Here is an 18,983-nt window from a genome sequence, read left to right as displayed (position 1 = left end):
CGTCGCGTGCAGCTCAGGCCGCCGGCGCGGTGGAGCGGAACCGGCGCAGCCGCAGGCTGTTGGTGACCACCAGCACCGACGACGCCGCCATCGCCAGCCCGGCCAGCACCGGGTTGAGGAAGCCGAGCGCGGCCAGTGGCACCAGGGCGACGTTGTAGGCGAACGCCCAGAACAGGTTCCCCTTGATCACGGCGAGGGTGCGGCGGGAGAGCCGGATCGCGTCGACGGCGGCGGTGAGGTCGGCGCGCACCAGGGTGAGGTCGCTGGCCTCGATCGCCACGTCGGTGCCCGAGCCCATGGCCAGGCCCAGATCGGCCTGGGCCAGCGCCGGGGCGTCGTTGACGCCGTCGCCGACCATCGCGACGACCCGCCCGCGGGCCTGCAGGTCCCGGACGACGTCGACCTTGCCGGCCGGCAGCACGCCGGCGACGACCTCACCACGCTCGGGGTCCAGCCCCACCGCCCGGGCGACCGCGGCGGCCGCGCCGGGGTTGTCGCCGGTGACCATCACCGGGGAGAGCCCCAGCTCGCGCAGCTCGGCGATCGCCGCGGCGCTGCTGGGCTTGACGGTGTCGGCGACCACGACCACGCCACGTACCTCGCCGTCCCAGCCCACCGGGACGGCGGTGCGCCCGGCGGCCACCGCCGCGTCGACGACGGCGGCCAGCTCGGCCGGCAGCGGGGTGCCGCCGGCGCCGATGACGACGTCGTGGCCCTCGACGGTGCCGGTGACCCCCTGGCCCGGCCGGTTGGCGAAGCCGGTGACCGCCGGGAGCGGGGCCTCGGCGGCGGCGACGACGGCGCGGGCGATCGGGTGCTCCGAGCCGGCCTCCACCGCGGCGGCCAGCCGCAGCGTGTCCGGGTGGCCGGCCACCTCCACCACGCTCATCGCGGCGGTGGTGACCGTGCCGGTCTTGTCCAGCACCACGGTGTCCACGACGCGGGTGCTCTCCAGCACCTCCGGGCCCTTGATGAGCACGCCGAGCTGGGCACCCCGGCCGGTGCCCACCAGCAGCGCGGTGGGGGTGGCCAGGCCCAGGGCGCACGGGCACGCGATGACCAGCACCGCGACGGCGGCGGTGAACGCGGCCGTGGCATCGCCGGTGACCAGCAGCCAGGTGACCAGCGTGGCCAGCGCGATGACCAGCACCACCGGGACGAACACCGCCGAGACCCGGTCGGCCAGCCGCTGCACGGCGGCCTTGCCGCTCTGCGCCTGGGTGACCAGCCGGCCCAGCTGGGCCAGGGTCGTCTCGGCACCCACCCGGGTGGCCTCGACGACCAGCCGGCCGCCGACGTTCACCGTCGCGCCGGTGACCCGGTCGCCCTCGGCGACCTCCACCGGCACGCTCTCCCCGGTCAGCATCGACAGGTCCACCGCCGAGCTGCCGCTGACGACGACGCCGTCGGTGGCGATCTTCTCCCCGGGCCGGACGACGAACCGGTCGCCGACGACGAGCTGGGCGGTCGGCACCCGGACCTCGCGGCCGTCGCGGACCACCGCGGCGTCCTTGGCGCCGAGCTCCAGCAGCGCGTGCAGCGCGGCGCCCGAGCGGCGCTTGGCGCGGGCCTCGGCATACCGGCCGGCCAGCAGGAACACGGTGACCGCAGCCGCGACCTCGAGGTACAGCTCGTGCGTGCCGGCGCCCTGCTCGGGCAGCAGGGTGAACTCCATGCGCATGCCGGGCATCCCGGCGTCACCGAGGAAGAGCGCCCACACCGACCACAGGTAGGCCGCGCTGATGCCGATCGAGACCAGGGTGTCCATGGTGCTGGCGCCGTGCCGGGCGTTGACCACCGCGGCCCGGTGGAACGGCCAGGCACCCCACACCGCGACCGGGCTGGCCAGGGTGAGCGCCAGCCACTGCCAGTTGTCGAACTGCAGCGCGGGGATCATCGACAGCAGCAGCACCGGCAGGGCGAGGGCGGCGCTGACCAGCAGCCGCTGGCGCAGCGCGTCCTCGCGGGTGGGCACGGCGTCGGCCGCCGGCCCGGCGTCCTCGACCACCGGGGGCGCCGGCAGCGCGGCGGAGTAGCCGGCGGCCGAGACGGTGTCCAGCAGCCGGTCGGTGTCGACCCGGGCCGGGTCGTACCGGACCGTGGCGGCCTCGGTGGCGTAGTTGACGCTGGCCTGCACACCGTCGAGCTTGTTGAGCTTGCGCTCGATCCGGTTGGCGCAGCTCGCGCAGGTCATGCCGGTGATGTCGAGGCGGACCTCGTCCAGCGCGGTCTCGTCGGAGGGGGCCGCCTGCGGCCCGGCGGTCATGCCGGGGTGGCGGAGTAGCTCCCCGCCTCGGCCACGGCCGCCTGGACCTGCTCGGGGGTCACGTCGTCGCCGACGACGTGCAGCCGGCCGGTGGCCAGGTCGACGTCGACCTCGCGGACGCCGGCCAGCTCGGAGACCTCCTCGGTGACCGAGGCGACGCAGTGCTGGCAGGTCATGCCGGTGACGGTGAAGTCGAGGGTCTGCACGGGGTTCTCCTTGCGGTCGGGGTGGAGCTGGTTCAGGAACGGACGAGCCGGGCGATGGCCGCGGAGGCCTCGGCGATCTTGGCGTCGGCAGCGGCGCCGTCGTCGTCGGCGCTGCTGGCAACGGCCTCCCGGACGCAGTGCGCCAGGTGGTCGTCGAGCAGCCCGATGGCGACCGCCTGCAGCGCCTTGGTCGCGGCGGAGACCTGGGTCAGGACGTCGATGCAGTACGTGTCGTCCTCGACCATGCGGGCGATGCCGCGGACCTGGCCCTCCACGCGCTTGAGGCGCGCCAGCACCTGGTCCTTGTTGCCGTCGTAGCCCGCCACGGGTCACAAGGTACCCCCAGGGGGTACGGGTATCAACTCACCAGCCGCGGGTGCCGGGCTCGCCCTTGAACGGGCCGACCACCTCGCCGGTGATCCAGCCGCCGTAGAAGTCCCCGGCCTGGGCGCGCACGGGTTCGCCGTCGACGGTCGCCCCGTCGACCCGGCTCGGGTAGAAGGCGATCGCCCCGCGGAGCTGCTCGTACCCGGCGGTGGGCTGCTCGTAGGACCAGCCGGCGGAGGGGTGCCGGACCCCGTCGACCACGACGTCCCAGTAGGTGGCGACCCCCTTGAACTCGCACCAGGAGGAGCCGGCGGCGCGTTCGAGCTCGGCGGCGACGGCGTCGCGGGGCACGTACCAGACCGGCGGGTGGCTGGTCTCGCAGACCCGCACCGCGCGGTCGGTGCGGGCGACGACGCGCTCACCGAGGACCACCTCGATGCGCCGGTCGCTCACCTGCGCCGAGGGCGGGCGGGGGTAGTCCCAGACGGACTCCTGGCCGGGTCCGACGGGGTCACGGGGCGGTGGGTGCACGCCGCCGAGTGTGCGCCTCACCGGCCGAGGCCGGGCGGCGCTCCCGGGGTCAGCGCACCCGGCGGTAGGTGACCACGGGCTCGACCCGGCGGTCGGTGTGCCGGACGCGGCGGACGACCTTCCGGGTCACGACGAGGGTGACGGTCAGGCCGACGGCGGCGATCAGCGCCTTGCCGGGCGGGCTGGCCAGGAACTCCTGCACCTTCGCCTTGGCCTCCTCACTGAGGCGCTTCGGGTTGGTGCGGAAGGCCAGTTCGTCGAGGGTGGCGCCCAGCGACTCGCGGGCGGCGTCGATCTCCTGCTGGATCTGCTCGGGGCTGCGCGGCACGCCGACAGCCTGCCAGATGCGCGCAGCAGGGGCCTGGTCAGCCGCCTCCTAGACTCACCCGCACGCGGGAGTGGTGTAACGGCAGCCACGCCAGGTTTAGGTCCTGGTGCCTTCGGGCGTGGGGGTTCGACTCCCCCCTCCCGCACGCACCGGGACACCTCCGGCCATCGGCGGATCGGCTCGGCGGGCCGCTGGGTAGGGCCCGGGCCATGCGTGCCGACCAGACCGAGCAGGATGCCGTCGAGGCCGAGGGGCTGGCCAAGCGCCTGGACCGGCCGATGGGCGTGCTCGGCCTGGTGTTCGTGCTGATCGTGCTGGGCCAGTCGCTGGCCCGGGAGCCCTGGCTGGTGACGGCGCTGACCGTGGCGGGCTGGGTGTGCTGGGCGGTGTTCGTCGCCGAGTTCGCCTTCCGCGCGTACCGGGCGGAGAGCCAGCGGCGGTTCTGGCTGCGCAACTGGTGGCAGCTGCTCTTTCTCGCGCTGCCCTTCCTGCGCTTCGCCCGGGCCCTCACCCTGCTGCGCACCGCCCGGGTGGGCGGGGTGCTGTCCGCGGCGGTGCGCGGCTCCCGCTCGGCCGGCCGGCTGCTCACCGGCCGGATCGGCTGGCTGACCGCCGTCACCGGCGTCGTCGTCCTCGCCAGCAGCCAGCTGCTGTACGTGCTGGGCGCCTACGACACCTACGGCCCCGCGCTGCACGACGCCGCACTGGCCACCGTCACCGGCCAGGTGCTCGACACCGAGCACGAGTTCGCCCGCTTCCTCGAGGTGGCGCTGGCGGTGTACTCCGTCGCCGTGTTCGCCACCCTCGCCGGCGCGCTGGGCGCCTTCTTCCTGCAGCGTCGCCACCCCGCGGACGACCGACCGGCCGGCTGACCGACCCGGGCGCACGAGGCCCGGTACGGATGCCTCTTCCGCAGGGAGAAAACGATGTGCCCGAGCGACCCGCCGGGTCCCGACGCTGTGCGCTGCGACGGTGATCTGGGTCACTGCGCGTGGTGATCGCCGTCCGCGACGCCACTCACCGGCCACGTGGTCAACGACGACCACCCAGACGGGAGCACCTCCATGAGACGACGGACGACCGCGGCGATCGTGCTGGCGACAGCGCTGCTCCTCCCCGGCTGCGGGGGTGAGAGCTCCGCGTCGGGCGACCCCGGCGACACATCCGCCGGCGAGCCACAGAGCGGCGGGGAGCTGACCGTGCTGCAGGACGCCGGCTTCGCGGGCTCGTGGCCCAGCGGCCTGGACCCGGCCACGAACCTGACCGGCGGCGCCAACCTCGACATGAACCAGGCGGTCTTCGGCGGCCTGTTCCTGCTGGAGGCCGACGAGGACGGCTCCAACGCCCGCATCGAGCCCAACCAGGCCGAGAGCCTCGAGCTCTCCGACGACGGCATGACCATGACCGTCCGGCTGCGCGAGGGCATCGAGTTCAGCGACGGCACCCCGCTGGACGCCGAGGCCGTGGTGTGGAACTGGCAGCGCGACCTGGCCTCCACCTGCGCCTGCAAGCCGACCTGGCCGCTGGCCGGCAACCCCGACGACATCACCGCCACCGATCCGCTGACCGTCGTCGTGCAGTTCAACGAGCCGTTCGGCGCGGTCGAGGCGAACTTCCCGGTCAGCAACGTGAACTGGATCGCCTCCCCGACCGCGGTGCAGGAGCAGGGCGAGGAGGACTTCGCGATCAACCCGGTCGGCGCCGGCCCGTTCACCGTGGTCTCCAACCAGCTCAACTCGGTGCTGGAGCTGGAGAAGAACCCGAACTACTTCAAGGAGGGCCTGCCCTACCTGGACCGGCTCACCTTCCAGACCATCGGCGGTGACCAGCCCGCCTACCAGGCCCTGCTGGCCGGCCAGGCCCAGGCCTACAACGGCCTGAGCACGACCCCGCTGCTGGACCAGGCACAGCAGAACGACCAGCTGCAGGTGACCGTCCAGCCGGCCACCTCCCCCTACGTCGTCCAGCTCAACACCCGGACGGCCCCGTTCGACGACGAGCGGGCGCGGCGGGCGATCTACGCCGCCACCGACTGGGACGCCATCGCCCAGGGCCTCTTCCAGGGCAAGTACGAGGTCAGCCAGTCCTTCACCGCGCCGGGCGGCAAGTTCCACCAGCCGGAGGTCGACGGCTACCAGGGCCACGACCCGGACCTGGCCAGGGAGCTGGTGGCGGAGCTGGGTGGCCTGGAGGTCGCCCTCGGCACCACCGGCGTCTACGTGGCCGAGCAGGTCATGACCGCGCTGCAGACCCAGTGGCAGGAGGCCGGCATCACGGTGACCACGGAAAGCCTGCCGCTGTCCGGGGTGATCGAGCGGTTCACCTCCGGCGACTGGGCAGCGATGCTGCAGACGGCCGGCGCCTGGGACCCGGCGGCCGGCGTGGGCGTCAGCCTCCGCTTCGACTCGACGTCACCGTTCAGCGGGGTCACCGACGAACGGCTCGACGAGCTGCTGACCCAGGCGAGCAGCGCCACCGACGCCGACGAACGAGGCGACCGCTACCAGCAGGCGGCGGAGCTGCTCGCGACGAACCACTACGCACCCTTCGGGCTGGCGTTCGCGCCGGCGAACGTCGCCCTCACGGGCGTGCACGGACCCGGGCTGACCACCGAGATCCCGGCGCTCGCCGTCAACACCAACCCGCTGTGGGACCGGGTCTGGACGACGCGGGACTGACCACCGCCCGGCCCGGCCCTGCGCGGCCGGGCCGGGCGGCCGGGGCAACTCAGTCCAGGTGGACGCGCAGCGTCAGCAGCAGCGAGGGCACCGCGGGGTCGTCGACGTCCACCACGCCCAGCAGGTCCACCTGGGCGCCGGTGACCCCGCGCACCGCCAGCCCCTCCACCTTGACCACCGCGCCGTCGACCTCGGGCACCGCGACGACGGCCTGCACCGCGGAGTCCGCGACGAGCGCGAGCGCGGCCCCCACGACCGGGCCGTCGTCGACGGCGTTGGGGGTGTCCTCCGCGGCAGCACTGAGCAGCAGCCGCCCGTCCGGCAACGCCACCGCGTCGGTGACGGCGAGGCCCACCCCGCGCACCTGACCGAGGTCGTAGCAGCGTGGCTGCTCGACCGGCACGGCCGCCGCGCCGGCCCGGCCGAGGACGGCGTCGACCAGCGCGGCCAGCGGCACGTCGACGCTGGCGGGGAACACCCCGGCGACCAGGTTCCCCCGGTTGAACCAGCGCACCGTGTCCCCGTGCCGGCTCGCGCCCTCCAGGTTGAGCTGCCCGTCCGGGAGCTCCAGGCGCTCGGCCACCCGCGCGTACAGCTCGGTCAGCTCCGCGGACGCCACGACCGGCTGCCCGTCCGCCAGACGCACCAGGACGCCGCGCATCCGGCGCGGGGTCGAACCCGACCCGAGCAGCAGTACCGCCGGCTCGCCGTCGACCACCGCGGGGCAGGCGACCTCGAGGTCGGGCTTGAGGTGCTTGGTGCCCGCCGCCTCGGTGAAGTGGTCCAGACCGTCGACCGGGGGCAGCAGCCGCAGCGGGGAGACCCGCTGCGCAACGACCCAGGCGGCGACCGTGGCGTCGTCCGGCGCGACCAGCCAGCCCTCCCCCAACGGTGCGATCGCCGACGCCGCGGTCACCGGCGCCCCGTCGTCGAAGTGCAGTTCCCGGACGTCGTCCACCGTGATCCGCATGCCCGGGGGGTGCCCGCGCAGACCGGGCGCAATCGAGATCCCGGCACGCCGGTACTTGGCGAGACCTGATACCGGGCACTATCTTGCGTCGCATGGCACCGGATCCCGATCGCCGCACCCAACTGCTCCGCGGTGCCCTGGACACCTGCCTGCTGGCCCTGCTGGTGCACCGGCCCACCCACGCCTACGACCTCGTCGTGCTCCTGGAGCAGCACGGGCTGCCGGGCGTCGGCTACGGCACCGTCTACCCGCTCATGGGACGGCTGCGCCGGCACGGCCTGGTCACCGAGCGCACCGAACCCAGCCCGAGCGGACCACCTCGCAAGGTCTTCGAGGTCTCCCCCGCCGGGCGGGCCGCGCTCACCGCGTGGACCCGGCAGTGGGTCGACACGACGTCCGCCGTCACCGGGCTCCTCACCACCGCCGGAGCCCTCGACACCCCCGAGGAGACCCCCCGTGTCCGAACCTGACCCCGCCGCCCGCATCACCGCCGTGCTCACCCAGCTGGAGTCGAGCCTGCGGCGGCTGCGCATCCCCCGAGCCGACCGGCGGGCCGTCCTGGCCGACGTCCGCGGCGACCTGGAGACCGCAGCGGCCGACGGCGTCGACCCCCGGGCGCTCATCGGCCCGGACGTCGACGCGTTCGCCCGGGAGACGGTCGAGGCCGGTGGGTACCGGCCCCGCGCCACCTCGTACGCGCGCGTCGTGGGCGGCGGCGGGCTCGCCGCGGTCCTGGGCGTGGTCGTCGCCTACGTCCTCGTGGTCGTGCTGGCCACCCCCGTGATGGCAGCCCTGTTCAGCCTCGACAGCAGCTTTCCGACCGCGGGGCCGGTCGTGGCCCTCGCTGCGATCTCGGTGCTGGCGGTGCTCACGGCGCTGGCTGCACTGCGGTGGCTCATGGCGGGGCGGCCGGCCGGCCCGGCCACGGTGCGCCGGGCCGCCCTGCTGGTCCCCGCCGCGGCGGCCCTCGGCGTCGCAGCGGCCCTCCTCCTGGTGTCACGGACGGACTCGACGGTCGGTCCGACCACCGTGGTCGCCCTGGTCGCGATCCCGGTGCTGGCGGCTCTGGCGGCGTCCCGGTGGTGGGCGCTGCGCTCCACGGCCGACAGCCCGGACACCGAGGGCGTCCGGGCCTGACCGCTGCCGCGCCCGGCCTACTGCGCCCGGCCGGGTCAGGGGCCGGGCGGCAGCGGAGCTCAGCGGGTGGCGCCGGCGCGCTGGGTGGCGGTGAAGGTGAGCTCCAGCTCGCTGGACTGCGCCTTGAACGCGTCCCCGGCCGACGCCGGGAGCGCCATGGTGACGGCCAGGTGGTCGGTGGCCTTGGCGGTGAGGCTGGCCGGGGCTTCCAGGTCGGCGGTCCGGACGACGGGGCCGGCGGCGAGCAGCGTGCGCTCGGTGCCGTCGCAGGTCAGGTCGCTGGTCCAGGCCACCGAGCAGGAGCGCACCGACATCTGCAGGCCGTTCACGGTGTCGGTGTCCAGCAGGCTGGAGGCGGTCGCCTCGGTCGTGAGGGCCACGGAGGCGAGCGCCGAGTCCCCGTCGTTGACCAGGTTCACCGCGCGGGTGACCGACGCGCCAGGCGTGACGCCCTCGAAGCTGAACGGCACGGTCGCCGAGCCGTCGCCGGCGGTCAGGTTGATCGAGACGACGCCGGACTCGACGGCGACCTCGGCCGGGTTCGTGCTGTCGGTGAAGGCACCGAAGGTGCCCAGACCGGCGACGACGGCGGCCGTGCCGACGACCCCGACGGAACCCAGGATGCGGGCGGCGGTCGCCCGGCGGGCGTTGCGGGCGGTGGTGCGACTGGCGTTCACGGTGCTCCTCGGGTCGGTGCGAGTCGGGGGCTCTCCCGCCGACAGCGCCGACTCTGGGCGGCCAACCGCACGCCGGACCGCAGGGAACCGCAAGAGAGCCGCAAGACCGCCACCCGCCCCGCGGCGTCCCCCGACCGGGTGAGGCCCGGGCCGGACGGCGACAGTCCGGGGCCCCGGGCGCCGACGACCCCCAGGTGACAGTCTCCGCACCGGGCGACGCGGTGCCCGCGCCCCGGCGCCGCCGCGGCCGGCACGCCGCGCCCGAACGGCTGGGCGACGTCCTGCTGGACCAGGGGGCGCTGACCGAGGAGCAGCTGGGCGAGGCCCTGGAGCACCAGCAGCGCGTCGGCGCACCGCTGGGCGCGATCGTGCTGGCCCGCGGCTGGATCACCCGCCGCCAGCTCTACGTGGCCCTGGCCGAGGTGTGGGACGCCGACCTCGCCTTCGTCGACCCGGTCGAGGTCGACGAGGAGCTGGCCCGGCTGTTCCCCGCGGCCATGCTCGCCCGCGAGGTGTGGCTGCCGCTGCGCGTGGAGCGGGACGACGAGGACGAGCTGCAGGTGGTCGTGGCCACCGCCGGCCGCCCGTCGGCGCACATCGCCGAGGAGGTGGTGCAGCGCACCGGCATCCGCCGCGTCCGGCAGGTGGTCACCACCGACTGGGACGTGCAGCGGGCCCTGCGCACGGTCTGGCGCGAGGAGCTGGTGCACGACGCGGTCACCTCGCTGGCCGAGCGGCGGCCCGACGAGTCGGCGTCCACGGTGTTCGTGCGCAAGCAGGTGGTCGGCGCCGTCCTGGCGGTCGCGGCCCTCGTCGTCGGCGCCGTCCTGGACCTGCCCACCACCCTGGTCGTGCTGGTCGCGACGGTGAACGTCGCCGTCGCCCTGGCCGTCGGGGCCAAGGCCGTGATCAGCACCGTGGGAACGGCCTGGGAGACCGTCGAGCAGGTCACCGACGAGGAGGTCGCCGCGCTCGACGAGCACGACCTGCCCGTCTACACGATCCTCGTCCCGGTCTACAAGGAGGCGGGGATCGTCGGCCTGCTGATGCGCAACCTCGCCGACCTGGACTACCCGCGGGAGAAGCTGGAGATCCTGCTCCTGCTGGAGGAGGACGACCCGGAGACGCTGCAGGCCGCGCTGGCCGCCGCCCCGCCGGACCTGGTGCGGATCGTCGTCGTGCCGCACTCGCTGCCCAAGACCAAGCCCCGGGCGTGCAACGTCGGGCTCGCCTTCGCGCGCGGCGAGTACGTGGTCATCTTCGACGCCGAGGACCGGCCGGACCCCGACCAGCTGAAGAAGGCGATCGTCGCCTTCGACAAGGGCGGGGACGACCTGGTCTGCGTGCAGGCTGCGCTGAACTACTTCAACGCGCGGGAGAACCTGCTCACCCGGATGTTCACCCTGGAGTACTCCTCCTGGTTCGACTACACCCTGGCCGGCCTGGACAAGCTCCGGCTGCCGATCCCGCTGGGCGGCACGAGCAACCACTTCCGCACCGACCTGCTGCGCGACCTCGGCGGCTGGGACCCCTACAACGTCACCGAGGACGCCGACCTCGGCATCCGCGCCTCCGCCCGCGGCCACCGCGTCGCCGTCGTCAACTCGACGACGTACGAGGAGGCCAACATGGCCGTCGGCAACTGGATCCGGCAGCGCAGCCGCTGGATCAAGGGGTACATGCAGACCGTCCTGGTGCACACCCGGCACCCGTGGCGGCTGCTGCGCAGCGTCGGCCCCCGCCAGACGGCCGGCTTCGCACTGCTCATCGGCGGCACCCCGCTGATGTTCCTGGCCACCCCGTGGCTGTACGCGCTGATGGTCGTGGAGCTGATCCGGCCCGGTGCGCTGGTGCCCACGCTGCCCGAGTGGCTGGTCCAGGTCAGCTTCGCGAACCTGCTGCTGGGCAACGGGGTGATCATCTACCTGTCGTTGCTGGCCGGGTTCAAGCGGCGCACGTACGGCCTGGTGCCGTTCGCGCTGCTCTCCCCGCTGTACTGGCTGCTGCACTCGATCGCCTCGTACAAGGCGCTGTGGCAGCTGCTGGTCAACCCGTTCTACTGGGAGAAGACGAACCACGGGCTGTCCAGCCACGTGCAGGCCGACGACACGCCTGCGCTCGACGGCCCCCGACCGGAGGTCCGCGCATGAGCGCGCACCCGTTCGCCGGCACCCGGCCCGGCGCCTCGCCCGCCGAGGCGGCGAGCTTCGCCGAGGCCCGCGCCCGGCTGGCCACGACCGCGGACCTCCCCCAGGTCCGCATGCGACGGGTGCTGGTCACCTGCGCCGTCGTCCTCGCCGTGCAGACCGCGGCGCTGCTGGCCACCGACCGCAGCTGGGACGAGGTCCTGGTCCCCGGCTACGTGATCCTGATGGCCACCTTCGGCGTGGTCTTCGTGCTGGCCGCGGTGACCGTGGCCGGCTTCGCCGCCGGGGCGGCCGCGGCCGGCCTGGTCGTGCTCCACCAGGCCAGCCTCCTGCCGCTGCTCGGCGGCGCCGCTGTGCTGGCGCTGGCCTGCGGCTTCGCGCCGGGCTGGGCTCGGGTGGAGGCCTGGCAGGCCACCCGGTCCCGGTCGCTGACCGCCGAGGAGGAGGCAGCCCTCGCCCAGCGGGCACTGTCCGGCGACCGCAGCCGGTTGTGGACCCGCGGCGTCCGGCTGCGCACCTACTGGCGCGCCGACCGGGTGCTCGCGGCGTTCCTCGTGCTGGGCTTCCACCCGTCGTTGGCGGCCTTCTCGCTGTGGTTCATCGACTGGAGCAGCAACCGCTGACCTCCGGTCAGCGGTTGCCGAGCACCTCGGCGAGGACCGGCACCAGAGCGGCGAACGCCTGGCCGCGGTGGCTGCGGGCGTCCTTCTCCGCCGGCGTCAGCTCCGCAGAGGTCAGCTCCAGCCCCTCCGGCACGAAGACCGGGTCGTAGCCGAACCCGTTGGTGCCCCGCCTCTCGCGGATCACCGCCCCCCGCCACTCGGCGCGCAGCACGTGCTCGGTCCCCTCGGGGGTGACCAGCGCGGCGGCGCAGACGAACGCCGCGCCGCGCCGCTCGTCGGGGACGTCGGCGAGCTGGCCGAGCAGCAGGGCGGTGTTCGCGTCGTCGTCGCCGTGCCGGCCCGACCAGCGGGCGGACAGGATGCCGGGCATCCCGTTGAGCGCGTCGACGGCCAGGCCGGAGTCGTCGGCCACCGCGGGCAAGCCGGTGTACCGGACCGCCTCCCGCGCCTTGAGCAGGGCGTTCTCCTCGAACGTGGCTCCGGTCTCGGGCGCCTCGGGGTACTCGGCGACGTCGCGCAGCCCGAGCACCTCCACCCCGGGGACGGCGGTGGTCAGCAGCCGCTGCAGCTCGGCGAGCTTGCCGGCGTTGCGGGTGGCGAGCAGCAGCTGGGTCATGCCGACAACGCCACCTGCTGGGCCAGGGTCAGCTCGGCGCAGCCGGCGACGGCGAGGTCGAGCAGGGCGTCGAGGGTCGGCCGGTCGAAGACGGCGCCCTCGGCGGTGCCCTGCACCTCGACGAAGCCGCCGTCGCCGGTGCAGACCACGTTCATGTCCGTGCCGGCCCGCACGTCCTCCTCGTAGGCGAGGTCCAGGCGGGGCTCGCCGTCGATGACGCCGACGCTGACCGCAGCCACCGAGTTCGGCAGCGGGGTGCTGCTGGCCAGCTTGCCGCGCTCGCCCAACCAGCCGACCGCGTCGGCGAGGGCCACGTAGGCGCCGGTGATGGCGGCGGTGCGGGTGCCGCCGTCGGCCTGCAGGACGTCGCAGTCCAGCGCGATGCTGTTCTCCCCGAGGGCCGCCAGGTCGATGCTGGCGCGCAGCGAGCGGCCGATCAGCCGGCTGATCTCGTGGGTGCGGCCACCGATCTTCCCCTTGACCGACTCACGGTCGCTGCGGGTGTGGGTGGCGCGCGGCAGCATCGAGTACTCGGCGGTCACCCAGCCCAGGCCGGAGCCACGGCGCCAGCGCGGGACGCCCTCGGTGACACTGGCCGCGCACAGCACGCGGGTGCGGCCGAACTCGACCAGCACCGAACCCTCGGCGTGGTCGAGCCAGTTGCGGGTGATGGTCACCGGGCGGAGCTGGTCGGCCGCGCGGCCGTCGGGGCGGGTCACGTGACGGCAGCCTAGTTGGGGGCGTGGTCCGACGCCCGACGCCCGTTCCTCCCCCGCGTCCCACGCTCCTCGGCTCCTTTCCACGTGCTGCGGCGCGTGGGAGGCAGCTGAAGAGCGTGGGCTCCTGCCGGCGACGGTCCGACAGCGGGCGTGCCACCCTCTGCGCATGCGATCCGAGCTGCGAGCCGTCCGGACCGGGGGCGTGGCCTCCGTCGTCGACCTGACCGACGAGTGCGCGGAGTTCGTCCGCTCCGAGGGCGACGGCCTGCTCCAGGTGTTCGTGCCGCACGCGACCGCCGGCATCGCGATCATCGAGACCGGCGCCGGCAGCGACGACGACCTGCTGGCCCAGCTGGACGAGCTGCTCCCCCGCGACGACCGGTGGCGCCACAAGCACGGGGCCGCCGGGCACGGCCGGGACCACGTGCTGCCCGCGTTCGTCCCGCCGCACGCCACCGTGCCGGTGCTCGAGGGCCGCCTCGCGCTGGGCACCTGGCAGCGGATCTGCTTCGTCGACACCAACGTCGACAACCCGTCGCGGCACGTCCGGTTCAGCTTCCTGGCCGGCTGAGGCCACCTCCGGCGGGTTCCGCTCCCGCCCCGCGGTGGCCGGCGTTGGGAACGTCGTCCGGGTGCGGCACGATGCGCAGCATGACCGAGACCGGCCCCGTCATCGACACGGCACCCGTCCGCCTCGCGCCCGGTGACCCGGCGCCGGAGTTCACCCTCCCCGACGCCGACGGCACGCCGGTGTCGCTGGCGTCCTACCGCGGCCGGCGGGTCATCGTCTACTGCTACCCGGCGGCGCTGACCCCGGGCTGCACCACCCAGGCGGTCGACTTCACCGCCGCCGCCGGCGACCTGGCCGAGGCGGGGCTGGAGATCATCGGCATCTCCCCCGACGCCCCGGAGAAGCTGCACCGCTTCCGCGAGCAGGAGTCGCTGTCGATCACCCTGCTGTCCGACCCGGAGAAGCAGGTCCTCACCGCCTACGGCGCCTACGGCCCGAAGAAGCTGTACGGCAAGGAGGTCGTCGGGGTGATCCGCTCGACCTTCGTCGTCGACGCCGAGGGGCGGATCGAGAAGGCCGCCTACAACGTGAAGGCGACCGGGCACGTGGCCAAGCTGCGCCGCGACCTCGGCATCGCGTAAGGACCCCGCGGGGCCGGCCCTGTCCAGGGACCGGGAGACCCTGGTCAGCCGGGCCCGGCTCGGGCAGGGTCGTGTCATGAGCGATCAGATCGGCGTCACCGGACTGGCTGTCATGGGTGCGAACCTGGCCCGCAACCTGGCGCGGCACGGCCACCAGGTGGTGCTGCACAACCGCAGCAGGGGGCGCACCGACGCCCTCGTCGAGCAGCACGGCAGCGAGGGCGACTTCGTGCCCACCGGCTCGATGGCCGAGTTCGTCGGAGCCCTGCAGCGGCCGCGCAAGGTGATCATCATGGTGCAGGCCGGTGCGGCCACCGACGCCGTGATCGACGAGATCGCCCCGCTGCTGGAGGCGGGCGACGTGCTGATGGACGGCGGCAACGCCCGGTTCACCGACACCATCCGCCGCACCGAGGCGCTCACCGCCCGGGGCGTCCACTTCGTCGGCACCGGGATCAGCGGCGGCGAGGAGGGCGCGCTCCACGGGCCGAGCATCATGCCGGGCGGTTCGGCCGAGGCCTACCAGCTCGTCGGCCCGCTGCTGGAGTCGATCGCCGCCGTCGTCGACGGTGCGCCGTGCTGCACGCACGTCGGCGAGAGCGGTGCCGGCCACTTCGTGAAGATGGTGCACAACGGCATCGAGTACGCCGACATGCAGCTGATCGCCGAGGCCTACGACCTGCTGCGCCAGGGGCTGGGGCTCTCGCCCGCGGAGATCGGTGACGTCTTCGCCTCGTGGAACGAGGGCGACCTGGACAGCTACCTGATCGGGATCACCGCCGAGGTGCTGCGGCACACCGATGCCCGGACGGGCAGGCCGTTCGTCGACGTCGTGCTGGACGAGGCCGAGCAGAAGGGCACCGGGCGCTGGACGGTGCAGTCGGCGCTCGACCTGGGGGTGCCGGTGAGCGGCATCGCCGAGGCGGTCTTCGCCCGGGCGCTGTCCGGGCACCGCGAGCAGCGGCAGGCCGCTCAGCGGGTGCTCCCCGGACCGGGGCGGGAATGGGACGAGCAGGTCGCCGACCGCGACGCGTTCATCGAGTCGGTCCGCCAGGCGCTCTACGCGTCGAAGGTGGTCGCCTACGCGCAGGGGTTCGACCAGATCACCGCCGGCGCCCTCGAGCACGGCTGGGACATCGACCGCGCCGCGCTGGCCAGGATCTGGCGGGGTGGCTGCATCATCCGCGCGACGTTCCTCGACCGGATCGCGGAGGTCTACACCGACGAGCCCGACGTCACGACGCTGCTGACCAACGACTACTTCCGCGGCGCGGTGAGCGAGGGGCAGGAGGCGTGGCGGCAGGTCGTCGCCGGTGCCGCGCGGCACGGGGTGCCGGTGCCCGGGTTCGCCAGCGCGCTCGCCTACTACGACGGGCTGCGGGCCGAGCGGCTCCCGGCGGCGCTGATCCAGGGACTGCGCGACCTCTTCGGCGCGCACACCTACCGCCGGGTGGACGCCGAGGGCTCGTTCCACACGATGTGGGGCGAGGACGGCCGCGAGGTCAGCGCCTCCTGACGGCGCGGTCGTCCGGGTGGCCCGCCGGCGGGATGCCCCGACGCCCGCGCAGTGCCAGCAACATCGGGTGATCTCACTGGGGCAGGTCGTCCTCGGGGTGACCGACCTGGGCCGCGCGGTCGCGTTCTGGCGGCAGGCCCTGGGGCTGGAGCTGATCGAGGGCGGCTTCGGCGGCTGCAGCACCGTGCTGGCGCCGGCCGGGGACCCCGCCGCGGGCCCGAAGCTCGCCCTGCAGACCAGCGTCACGGCACCGCAGTCGCACCCCCGGCTCCACCTCGACCTGCACGTCCGCGATGCGGCGAAGCAGGTCACCGAGGTCGAACGGCTCGTCGCGCTGGGGGCCGCCCGGGTCGACTGGGACGGCTACCCGGACGACCCGGACTTCGTCGTCCTGGCCGACCCCGACGGCAACCTGTTCTGCGTCGTCGACCTGAGTCACGACGCCGGCTGATCAGCCGGGTTGCTCCTGGGCGCGGGCCCGCGCCCGGCGCCTGCCCTCCTGCATCGCCGCCACCCGGGCCACCGGGATGGCGTGCCCCTCGGCCACCAGGTCCGCCGGCAGCCGCTGCGGCGCGGGCAGTGCGGCCGCCCACGGGTCGCCGTCCCCGAACCGGTCCCGCGCGGTGCGCACGGTCACCTCGCCGGGGCGGACGTCGTCCAGGTCGTCCCACGCCACCGGCGCCGACACCGGCAGCCCGGGTCGCGCCCGCGGGCTGTAGGCGACCGCGACCGTGCCCCGCCCCGAGCGGGTGGAGTCGACGAAGACCCGTCCACCGCGCTCGGCGACGACGTAGGCGGTGGTCGCCACCGAGGGGTCCAGCCGCTCGGTGCGCTCGGCCAGCGCCCGGGTGGCCGCGGCGACGTCGTCGGGCGGGGAGCCGTGCACGGGGACGACGACGTGCAGCCCGGTCGAGCCACTGGTCTTCACCGCTCCCGCCAGCCCGGCGTCGGCGAGCGCCCGCCGGGCCAGCCGCGCCACGGCGACGACGGCGGCGAAGTCGGCGCCGTCCGGCGGGTCCAGGTCGAGCACCAGCCCGGTGGGCTCCGCCTCCCCCACCCGGCCGAAGGGCACGTGCAGCTCCACCACCCGCTGGTTGGCCAGCCACAGCAGCGTCCGGCGGTCCTCGCACAGCACCTGGTGCACCTCGCGGTGCGCGCGGTCGGACCAGGTCGGCACCGTGCGCACCCAGTCCGGGGCGCCCTTGGGGACGTCGCGCTGGATGAACGGCGCCGCGCCGGGCCGCACCCGCGTGACGGTCAGCGGCCGGCCGGCCAGCAGCGGCACCAGCCGGTCGGCGAACGCGTCGTAGTGGTCGACCAGGTCGCGCTTGGTCACCTCGAGCCCGTCGCCCAGCGGTGAGTCCAGGCTGCTCAGCCGGACGCCGTCCCGCTCCTCCTCGGCCACCCCGTCACCGTGCCGTGCGACGGCAACCAGGGCAACCCACCGGCCCCTGCCGTCGGCCCCGTCCGGAGGCTCACCCCGAGCCTGCGAGGGGTGAGCGGGACGGGGTCCTTCCGCTATATGTCGTGGACGGCGGCGTGCCGGGCGAGCTCGCTGTTCGGGAACACCGCGCGGGCGGCGGCCAGCTGCCCCTCGGCGTCGACCCAGGCGGGCACGTGGGTGACCAGCAGGCGCCCCACCCCGGCGGCGGCCGCATGCTCGCCGGCCTGCCGGCCGGTGAGGTGCAGGCCGGGTGGCAGGTCGGGGCCCTCGGCGTAGGCGGCCTCGGCCAGCAGCACGTCGGCGCCGCGGGCCAGCTCCACCACCGCCTCCGACGGACCGGTGTCGCCGGTGTAGACCAGCGAGCGCCCGCCCGCGGTCAGCCGCACCGCGTAGCACTCCACCGGGTGGGCGGTGCGCGCCGTCGTCACCTCGAACGGCCCGATCGTCCAGCTGCCCGGCCCGACCGGCGTGACGTCGAAGACGTCGTCGATCGCCCCGCCGTCGGGGTCGTAGGCCGTGGCCAACCGCCGGTCGGCGCCCACCGGCGCGTACAACGGCACGGCCCGGCCGTCGGACTGACCGGAGTAGCGGTGCCAGACGATGAAGGGCGCGGCGTCCAGGCAGTGGTCGGCGTGCAGGTGCGACAAGTAGACGGCGTCGATCTCCGTCGGGTGGCGCAGCCCCTGCAGCGCACCGAACGAGCCGTTGCCCAGGTCGAGCAGCAGCACGAACTCGTCGTGCTCGACGAGGTAGCAGGATGCCGGCGAGTCCGGACCGGGAGCGCTCCCCGCGCAGCCGACGACGGTGAGCCTCACGCCGCCTCCCCCGCGCGAAGCACGCTGTCCACCTCGGGGCCGAGGAAGCGGCGGCCGAGCCGGGCGAAGGGCTCGGGGTCGCCGGTGGCCAGGAAGCGGTGCACCGGCGGCGCCCCGTCGGGGTCGCGCAGCAGGTCGGTGCGGGTGAGCACCCGGTACACGTCCTTGGCCGTCTCCTCGGCACTGGACACCAGCGTGACCTCCTCGCCCAGCACCAGCGACAGCACGCCGGTGAGCAGTGGGTAGTGGGTGCAGCCCAGCACGACCGTGTCGACCCCGGCACCCAGCAGCGGGTCGAGGTAGGCCTGCGCCAGCCCGACCAGCTGCCGCCCGCTGGTGACGCCGCGCTCGACGAAGTCGACGAAGCTGGGGCAGGCGGCGCTGGTGACGGTGAGCTGGGGGGCGGCGGCGAACGCGTCCTCGTAGGCGCCGCTGGTGATGGTCGCCTGGGTGCCGATCACCCCGATCCGCCCGTTGCGGGTGGCGGCCGTGGCGCGGCGCACCGCCGGCAGCACCACCTCCACGACCGGGACGTCGTACCGCTCACGCGCGTCGCGCAGGCAGGCGGCGCTGGCGGAGTTGCAGGCGACGACGAGCATCTTCACGCCGGCCTCGACCAGGTCGTCCATCACCGCGAGGGAGTGCCGGCGCACCTCCGCGATCGGCAGCGGACCGTAGGGGCCGTGCGCGGTGTCGCCGACGTAGCGGACCGACTCGTGCGGCAGCTGGTCGAGCACCGCGCGTGCGACGGTGAGCCCGCCCACCCCCGAGTCGAAGATGCCGATCGGGGCGTCGGCGAGGGAAGCGGTGCTCATGACGGAGCCAGGCTAA

Annotated in this window: 22 protein-coding genes and 1 tRNA gene; 11 read left to right on the top strand and 12 right to left on the bottom strand. The window is 74.4% G+C overall.

Annotated elements, in window-relative coordinates:
* Positions 1–13: 13 nt before the first annotated feature.
* Genes ACI795_RS04185 through ACI795_RS04165 form a run of 5 tightly spaced genes read right to left on the bottom strand, consistent with a single transcriptional unit; the run spans position 14 to position 3,658 of the window.
* Positions 14–2,266: a heavy metal translocating P-type ATPase gene (locus ACI795_RS04185; RefSeq protein ID WP_457073959.1), complete on the bottom strand. Its 2,253-nt coding sequence runs from the start codon at positions 2,264–2,266 to the stop codon at positions 14–16.
* Positions 2,263–2,472: a heavy-metal-associated domain-containing protein gene (locus tag ACI795_RS04180; RefSeq protein WP_457073958.1), complete on the bottom strand. Its 210-nt coding sequence runs from the start codon at positions 2,470–2,472 to the stop codon at positions 2,263–2,265. Before ACI795_RS04180 ends, ACI795_RS04185 begins: the two co-directional genes overlap by 4 nt.
* Before the next feature lie 32 nt (positions 2,473–2,504).
* Complete coding sequence (locus ACI795_RS04175) at positions 2,505–2,798, bottom strand: metal-sensitive transcriptional regulator (RefSeq protein ID WP_457073957.1); 294 nt, start codon at positions 2,796–2,798, stop codon at positions 2,505–2,507.
* Between the two features lie 37 nt (positions 2,799–2,835).
* Positions 2,836–3,330: a DUF427 domain-containing protein gene (locus tag ACI795_RS04170; protein ID WP_457073956.1), complete on the bottom strand. Its 495-nt coding sequence runs from the start codon at positions 3,328–3,330 to the stop codon at positions 2,836–2,838.
* A 49-nt stretch (positions 3,331–3,379) separates the two neighbouring features.
* Positions 3,380–3,658: a DUF3618 domain-containing protein gene (locus ACI795_RS04165; protein ID WP_457073955.1), complete on the bottom strand. Its 279-nt coding sequence runs from the start codon at positions 3,656–3,658 to the stop codon at positions 3,380–3,382.
* Positions 3,659–3,722: 64 nt separating this feature from the next.
* Between ACI795_RS04165 and ACI795_RS04160 the strand changes: the two genes are divergently transcribed.
* The 3 genes from ACI795_RS04160 (at position 3,723) to ACI795_RS04150 (ending at position 6,336) form a co-directional block, all read left to right on the top strand.
* A tRNA-Leu gene (locus ACI795_RS04160) sits at positions 3,723–3,803 on the top strand.
* Positions 3,804–3,867: 64 nt separating this feature from the next.
* Positions 3,868–4,530, top strand: a complete 663-nt coding sequence (locus ACI795_RS04155) for a hypothetical protein (protein WP_457073954.1) — start codon at positions 3,868–3,870, stop codon at positions 4,528–4,530.
* Positions 4,531–4,722: 192 nt separating this feature from the next.
* Complete coding sequence (locus ACI795_RS04150; RefSeq protein ID WP_457073953.1) at positions 4,723–6,336, top strand: ABC transporter substrate-binding protein; 1,614 nt, start codon at positions 4,723–4,725, stop codon at positions 6,334–6,336.
* A gap of 49 nt (positions 6,337–6,385) precedes the next feature.
* Here ACI795_RS04150 and ACI795_RS04145 read toward each other — a convergent pair whose 3' ends face one another.
* Positions 6,386–7,306, bottom strand: a complete 921-nt coding sequence (locus ACI795_RS04145; protein WP_457073952.1) for a DUF6910 family protein — start codon at positions 7,304–7,306, stop codon at positions 6,386–6,388.
* A gap of 92 nt (positions 7,307–7,398) precedes the next feature.
* Between ACI795_RS04145 and ACI795_RS04140 the strand changes: the two genes are divergently transcribed.
* Both ACI795_RS04140 and ACI795_RS04135 read left to right on the top strand, forming a co-directional pair.
* A complete protein-coding gene (locus ACI795_RS04140) occupies positions 7,399–7,776 on the top strand; it encodes a PadR family transcriptional regulator (RefSeq protein ID WP_457073951.1) in 378 nt (125 codons plus the stop codon).
* Positions 7,763–8,443, top strand: coding sequence for a hypothetical protein (locus ACI795_RS04135; RefSeq protein WP_457073950.1), 681 nt, complete (start codon positions 7,763–7,765; stop codon positions 8,441–8,443). Before ACI795_RS04140 ends, ACI795_RS04135 begins: the two co-directional genes overlap by 14 nt.
* A gap of 59 nt (positions 8,444–8,502) precedes the next feature.
* Here ACI795_RS04135 and ACI795_RS04130 read toward each other — a convergent pair whose 3' ends face one another.
* A complete protein-coding gene (locus ACI795_RS04130; RefSeq protein WP_457073949.1) occupies positions 8,503–9,120 on the bottom strand; it encodes a TasA family protein in 618 nt (205 codons plus the stop codon).
* Between the two features lie 194 nt (positions 9,121–9,314).
* Here ACI795_RS04130 and ACI795_RS04125 point away from each other — a divergent pair, with 194 nt between their 5' ends.
* Positions 9,315–11,270, top strand: a complete 1,956-nt coding sequence (locus ACI795_RS04125) for a glycosyltransferase (RefSeq protein ID WP_457073948.1) — start codon at positions 9,315–9,317, stop codon at positions 11,268–11,270.
* Positions 11,267–11,890: a hypothetical protein gene (locus ACI795_RS04120; RefSeq protein WP_457073947.1), complete on the top strand. Its 624-nt coding sequence runs from the start codon at positions 11,267–11,269 to the stop codon at positions 11,888–11,890. The genes ACI795_RS04125 and ACI795_RS04120 overlap by 4 nt, the downstream gene beginning before the upstream one ends.
* Before the next feature lie 7 nt (positions 11,891–11,897).
* On the opposite strand, the gene rdgB is transcribed toward ACI795_RS04120, so the two are convergent.
* Complete coding sequence (gene rdgB / locus ACI795_RS04115; RefSeq protein ID WP_457073946.1) at positions 11,898–12,506, bottom strand: RdgB/HAM1 family non-canonical purine NTP pyrophosphatase; 609 nt, start codon at positions 12,504–12,506, stop codon at positions 11,898–11,900.
* Positions 12,503–13,225 carry a ribonuclease PH gene (gene rph / locus ACI795_RS04110; protein ID WP_457073945.1) on the bottom strand — a complete coding sequence of 241 codons (723 nt, stop codon included), beginning with the start codon at positions 13,223–13,225 and terminating at the stop codon, positions 12,503–12,505. Before rph ends, rdgB begins: the two co-directional genes overlap by 4 nt.
* Before the next feature lie 166 nt (positions 13,226–13,391).
* On the opposite strand from rph, the gene ACI795_RS04105 reads away from it, so the two are divergent.
* The 4 genes from ACI795_RS04105 to ACI795_RS04090 all read left to right on the top strand — a co-directional run bounded on the left by ACI795_RS04105 (position 13,392) and on the right by ACI795_RS04090 (position 16,344).
* A complete protein-coding gene (locus ACI795_RS04105) occupies positions 13,392–13,796 on the top strand; it encodes a secondary thiamine-phosphate synthase enzyme YjbQ (protein ID WP_457073944.1) in 405 nt (134 codons plus the stop codon).
* A gap of 80 nt (positions 13,797–13,876) precedes the next feature.
* Positions 13,877–14,377, top strand: a complete 501-nt coding sequence (gene bcp / locus ACI795_RS04100; RefSeq protein WP_457073943.1) for a thioredoxin-dependent thiol peroxidase — start codon at positions 13,877–13,879, stop codon at positions 14,375–14,377.
* Positions 14,378–14,453: 76 nt separating this feature from the next.
* Positions 14,454–15,893: an NADP-dependent phosphogluconate dehydrogenase gene (gene gndA, locus ACI795_RS04095; protein ID WP_457073942.1), complete on the top strand. Its 1,440-nt coding sequence runs from the start codon at positions 14,454–14,456 to the stop codon at positions 15,891–15,893.
* Positions 15,894–15,960: 67 nt separating this feature from the next.
* Entirely contained in the window at positions 15,961–16,344 is a 384-nt protein-coding gene (locus tag ACI795_RS04090; RefSeq protein ID WP_457073941.1) for a VOC family protein, read from the top strand.
* On the opposite strand, the gene ACI795_RS04085 is transcribed toward ACI795_RS04090, so the two are convergent.
* From ACI795_RS04085 to murI, 3 genes are all read right to left on the bottom strand, one after another.
* On the bottom strand, positions 16,345–17,298 hold the full coding sequence (locus ACI795_RS04085) for a DNA polymerase domain-containing protein (protein WP_457073940.1): 954 nt from the start codon (positions 17,296–17,298) through the stop codon (positions 16,345–16,347).
* A 113-nt stretch (positions 17,299–17,411) separates the two neighbouring features.
* Positions 17,412–18,152: an MBL fold metallo-hydrolase gene (locus ACI795_RS04080; protein ID WP_457073939.1), complete on the bottom strand. Its 741-nt coding sequence runs from the start codon at positions 18,150–18,152 to the stop codon at positions 17,412–17,414.
* A complete protein-coding gene (gene murI, locus ACI795_RS04075; RefSeq protein WP_457073938.1) occupies positions 18,149–18,967 on the bottom strand; it encodes a glutamate racemase in 819 nt (272 codons plus the stop codon). Before murI ends, ACI795_RS04080 begins: the two co-directional genes overlap by 4 nt.
* Between the last annotated feature and the right edge of the window lie 16 nt (positions 18,968–18,983).

The sequence above is a fragment of the Modestobacter sp. SYSU DS0290 genome (assembly GCF_054050955.1).
The sequence above is the reverse complement of the archived record's forward strand: the minus strand, read 5'-3'. Positions and strand labels throughout refer to the sequence as shown.

Excerpts from the sequence above, each read along its gene's own strand:
- ACI795_RS04185 (WP_457073959.1), bottom strand. The coding sequence starts at position 2,266 with ATGACCGCCGGGCCGCAGGCGGCCCCCTCCGACGAGACCGCGCTGGAC.
- ACI795_RS04155 (WP_457073954.1), top strand. The coding sequence starts at position 3,868 with ATGCGTGCCGACCAGACCGAGCAGGATGCCGTCGAGGCCGAGGGGCTG.
- ACI795_RS04150 (WP_457073953.1), top strand. The coding sequence starts at position 4,723 with ATGAGACGACGGACGACCGCGGCGATCGTGCTGGCGACAGCGCTGCTC.
- ACI795_RS04145 (WP_457073952.1), bottom strand. The coding sequence starts at position 7,306 with ATGCGGATCACGGTGGACGACGTCCGGGAACTGCACTTCGACGACGGG.
- ACI795_RS04140 (WP_457073951.1), top strand. The coding sequence starts at position 7,399 with ATGGCACCGGATCCCGATCGCCGCACCCAACTGCTCCGCGGTGCCCTG.
- ACI795_RS04120 (WP_457073947.1), top strand. The coding sequence starts at position 11,267 with ATGAGCGCGCACCCGTTCGCCGGCACCCGGCCCGGCGCCTCGCCCGCC.
- rdgB (WP_457073946.1), bottom strand. The coding sequence starts at position 12,506 with ATGACCCAGCTGCTGCTCGCCACCCGCAACGCCGGCAAGCTCGCCGAG.
- ACI795_RS04105 (WP_457073944.1), top strand. The coding sequence starts at position 13,392 with ATGCGATCCGAGCTGCGAGCCGTCCGGACCGGGGGCGTGGCCTCCGTC.
- bcp (WP_457073943.1), top strand. The coding sequence starts at position 13,877 with ATGACCGAGACCGGCCCCGTCATCGACACGGCACCCGTCCGCCTCGCG.
- gndA (WP_457073942.1), top strand. The coding sequence starts at position 14,454 with ATGAGCGATCAGATCGGCGTCACCGGACTGGCTGTCATGGGTGCGAAC.
- murI (WP_457073938.1), bottom strand. The coding sequence starts at position 18,967 with ATGAGCACCGCTTCCCTCGCCGACGCCCCGATCGGCATCTTCGACTCG.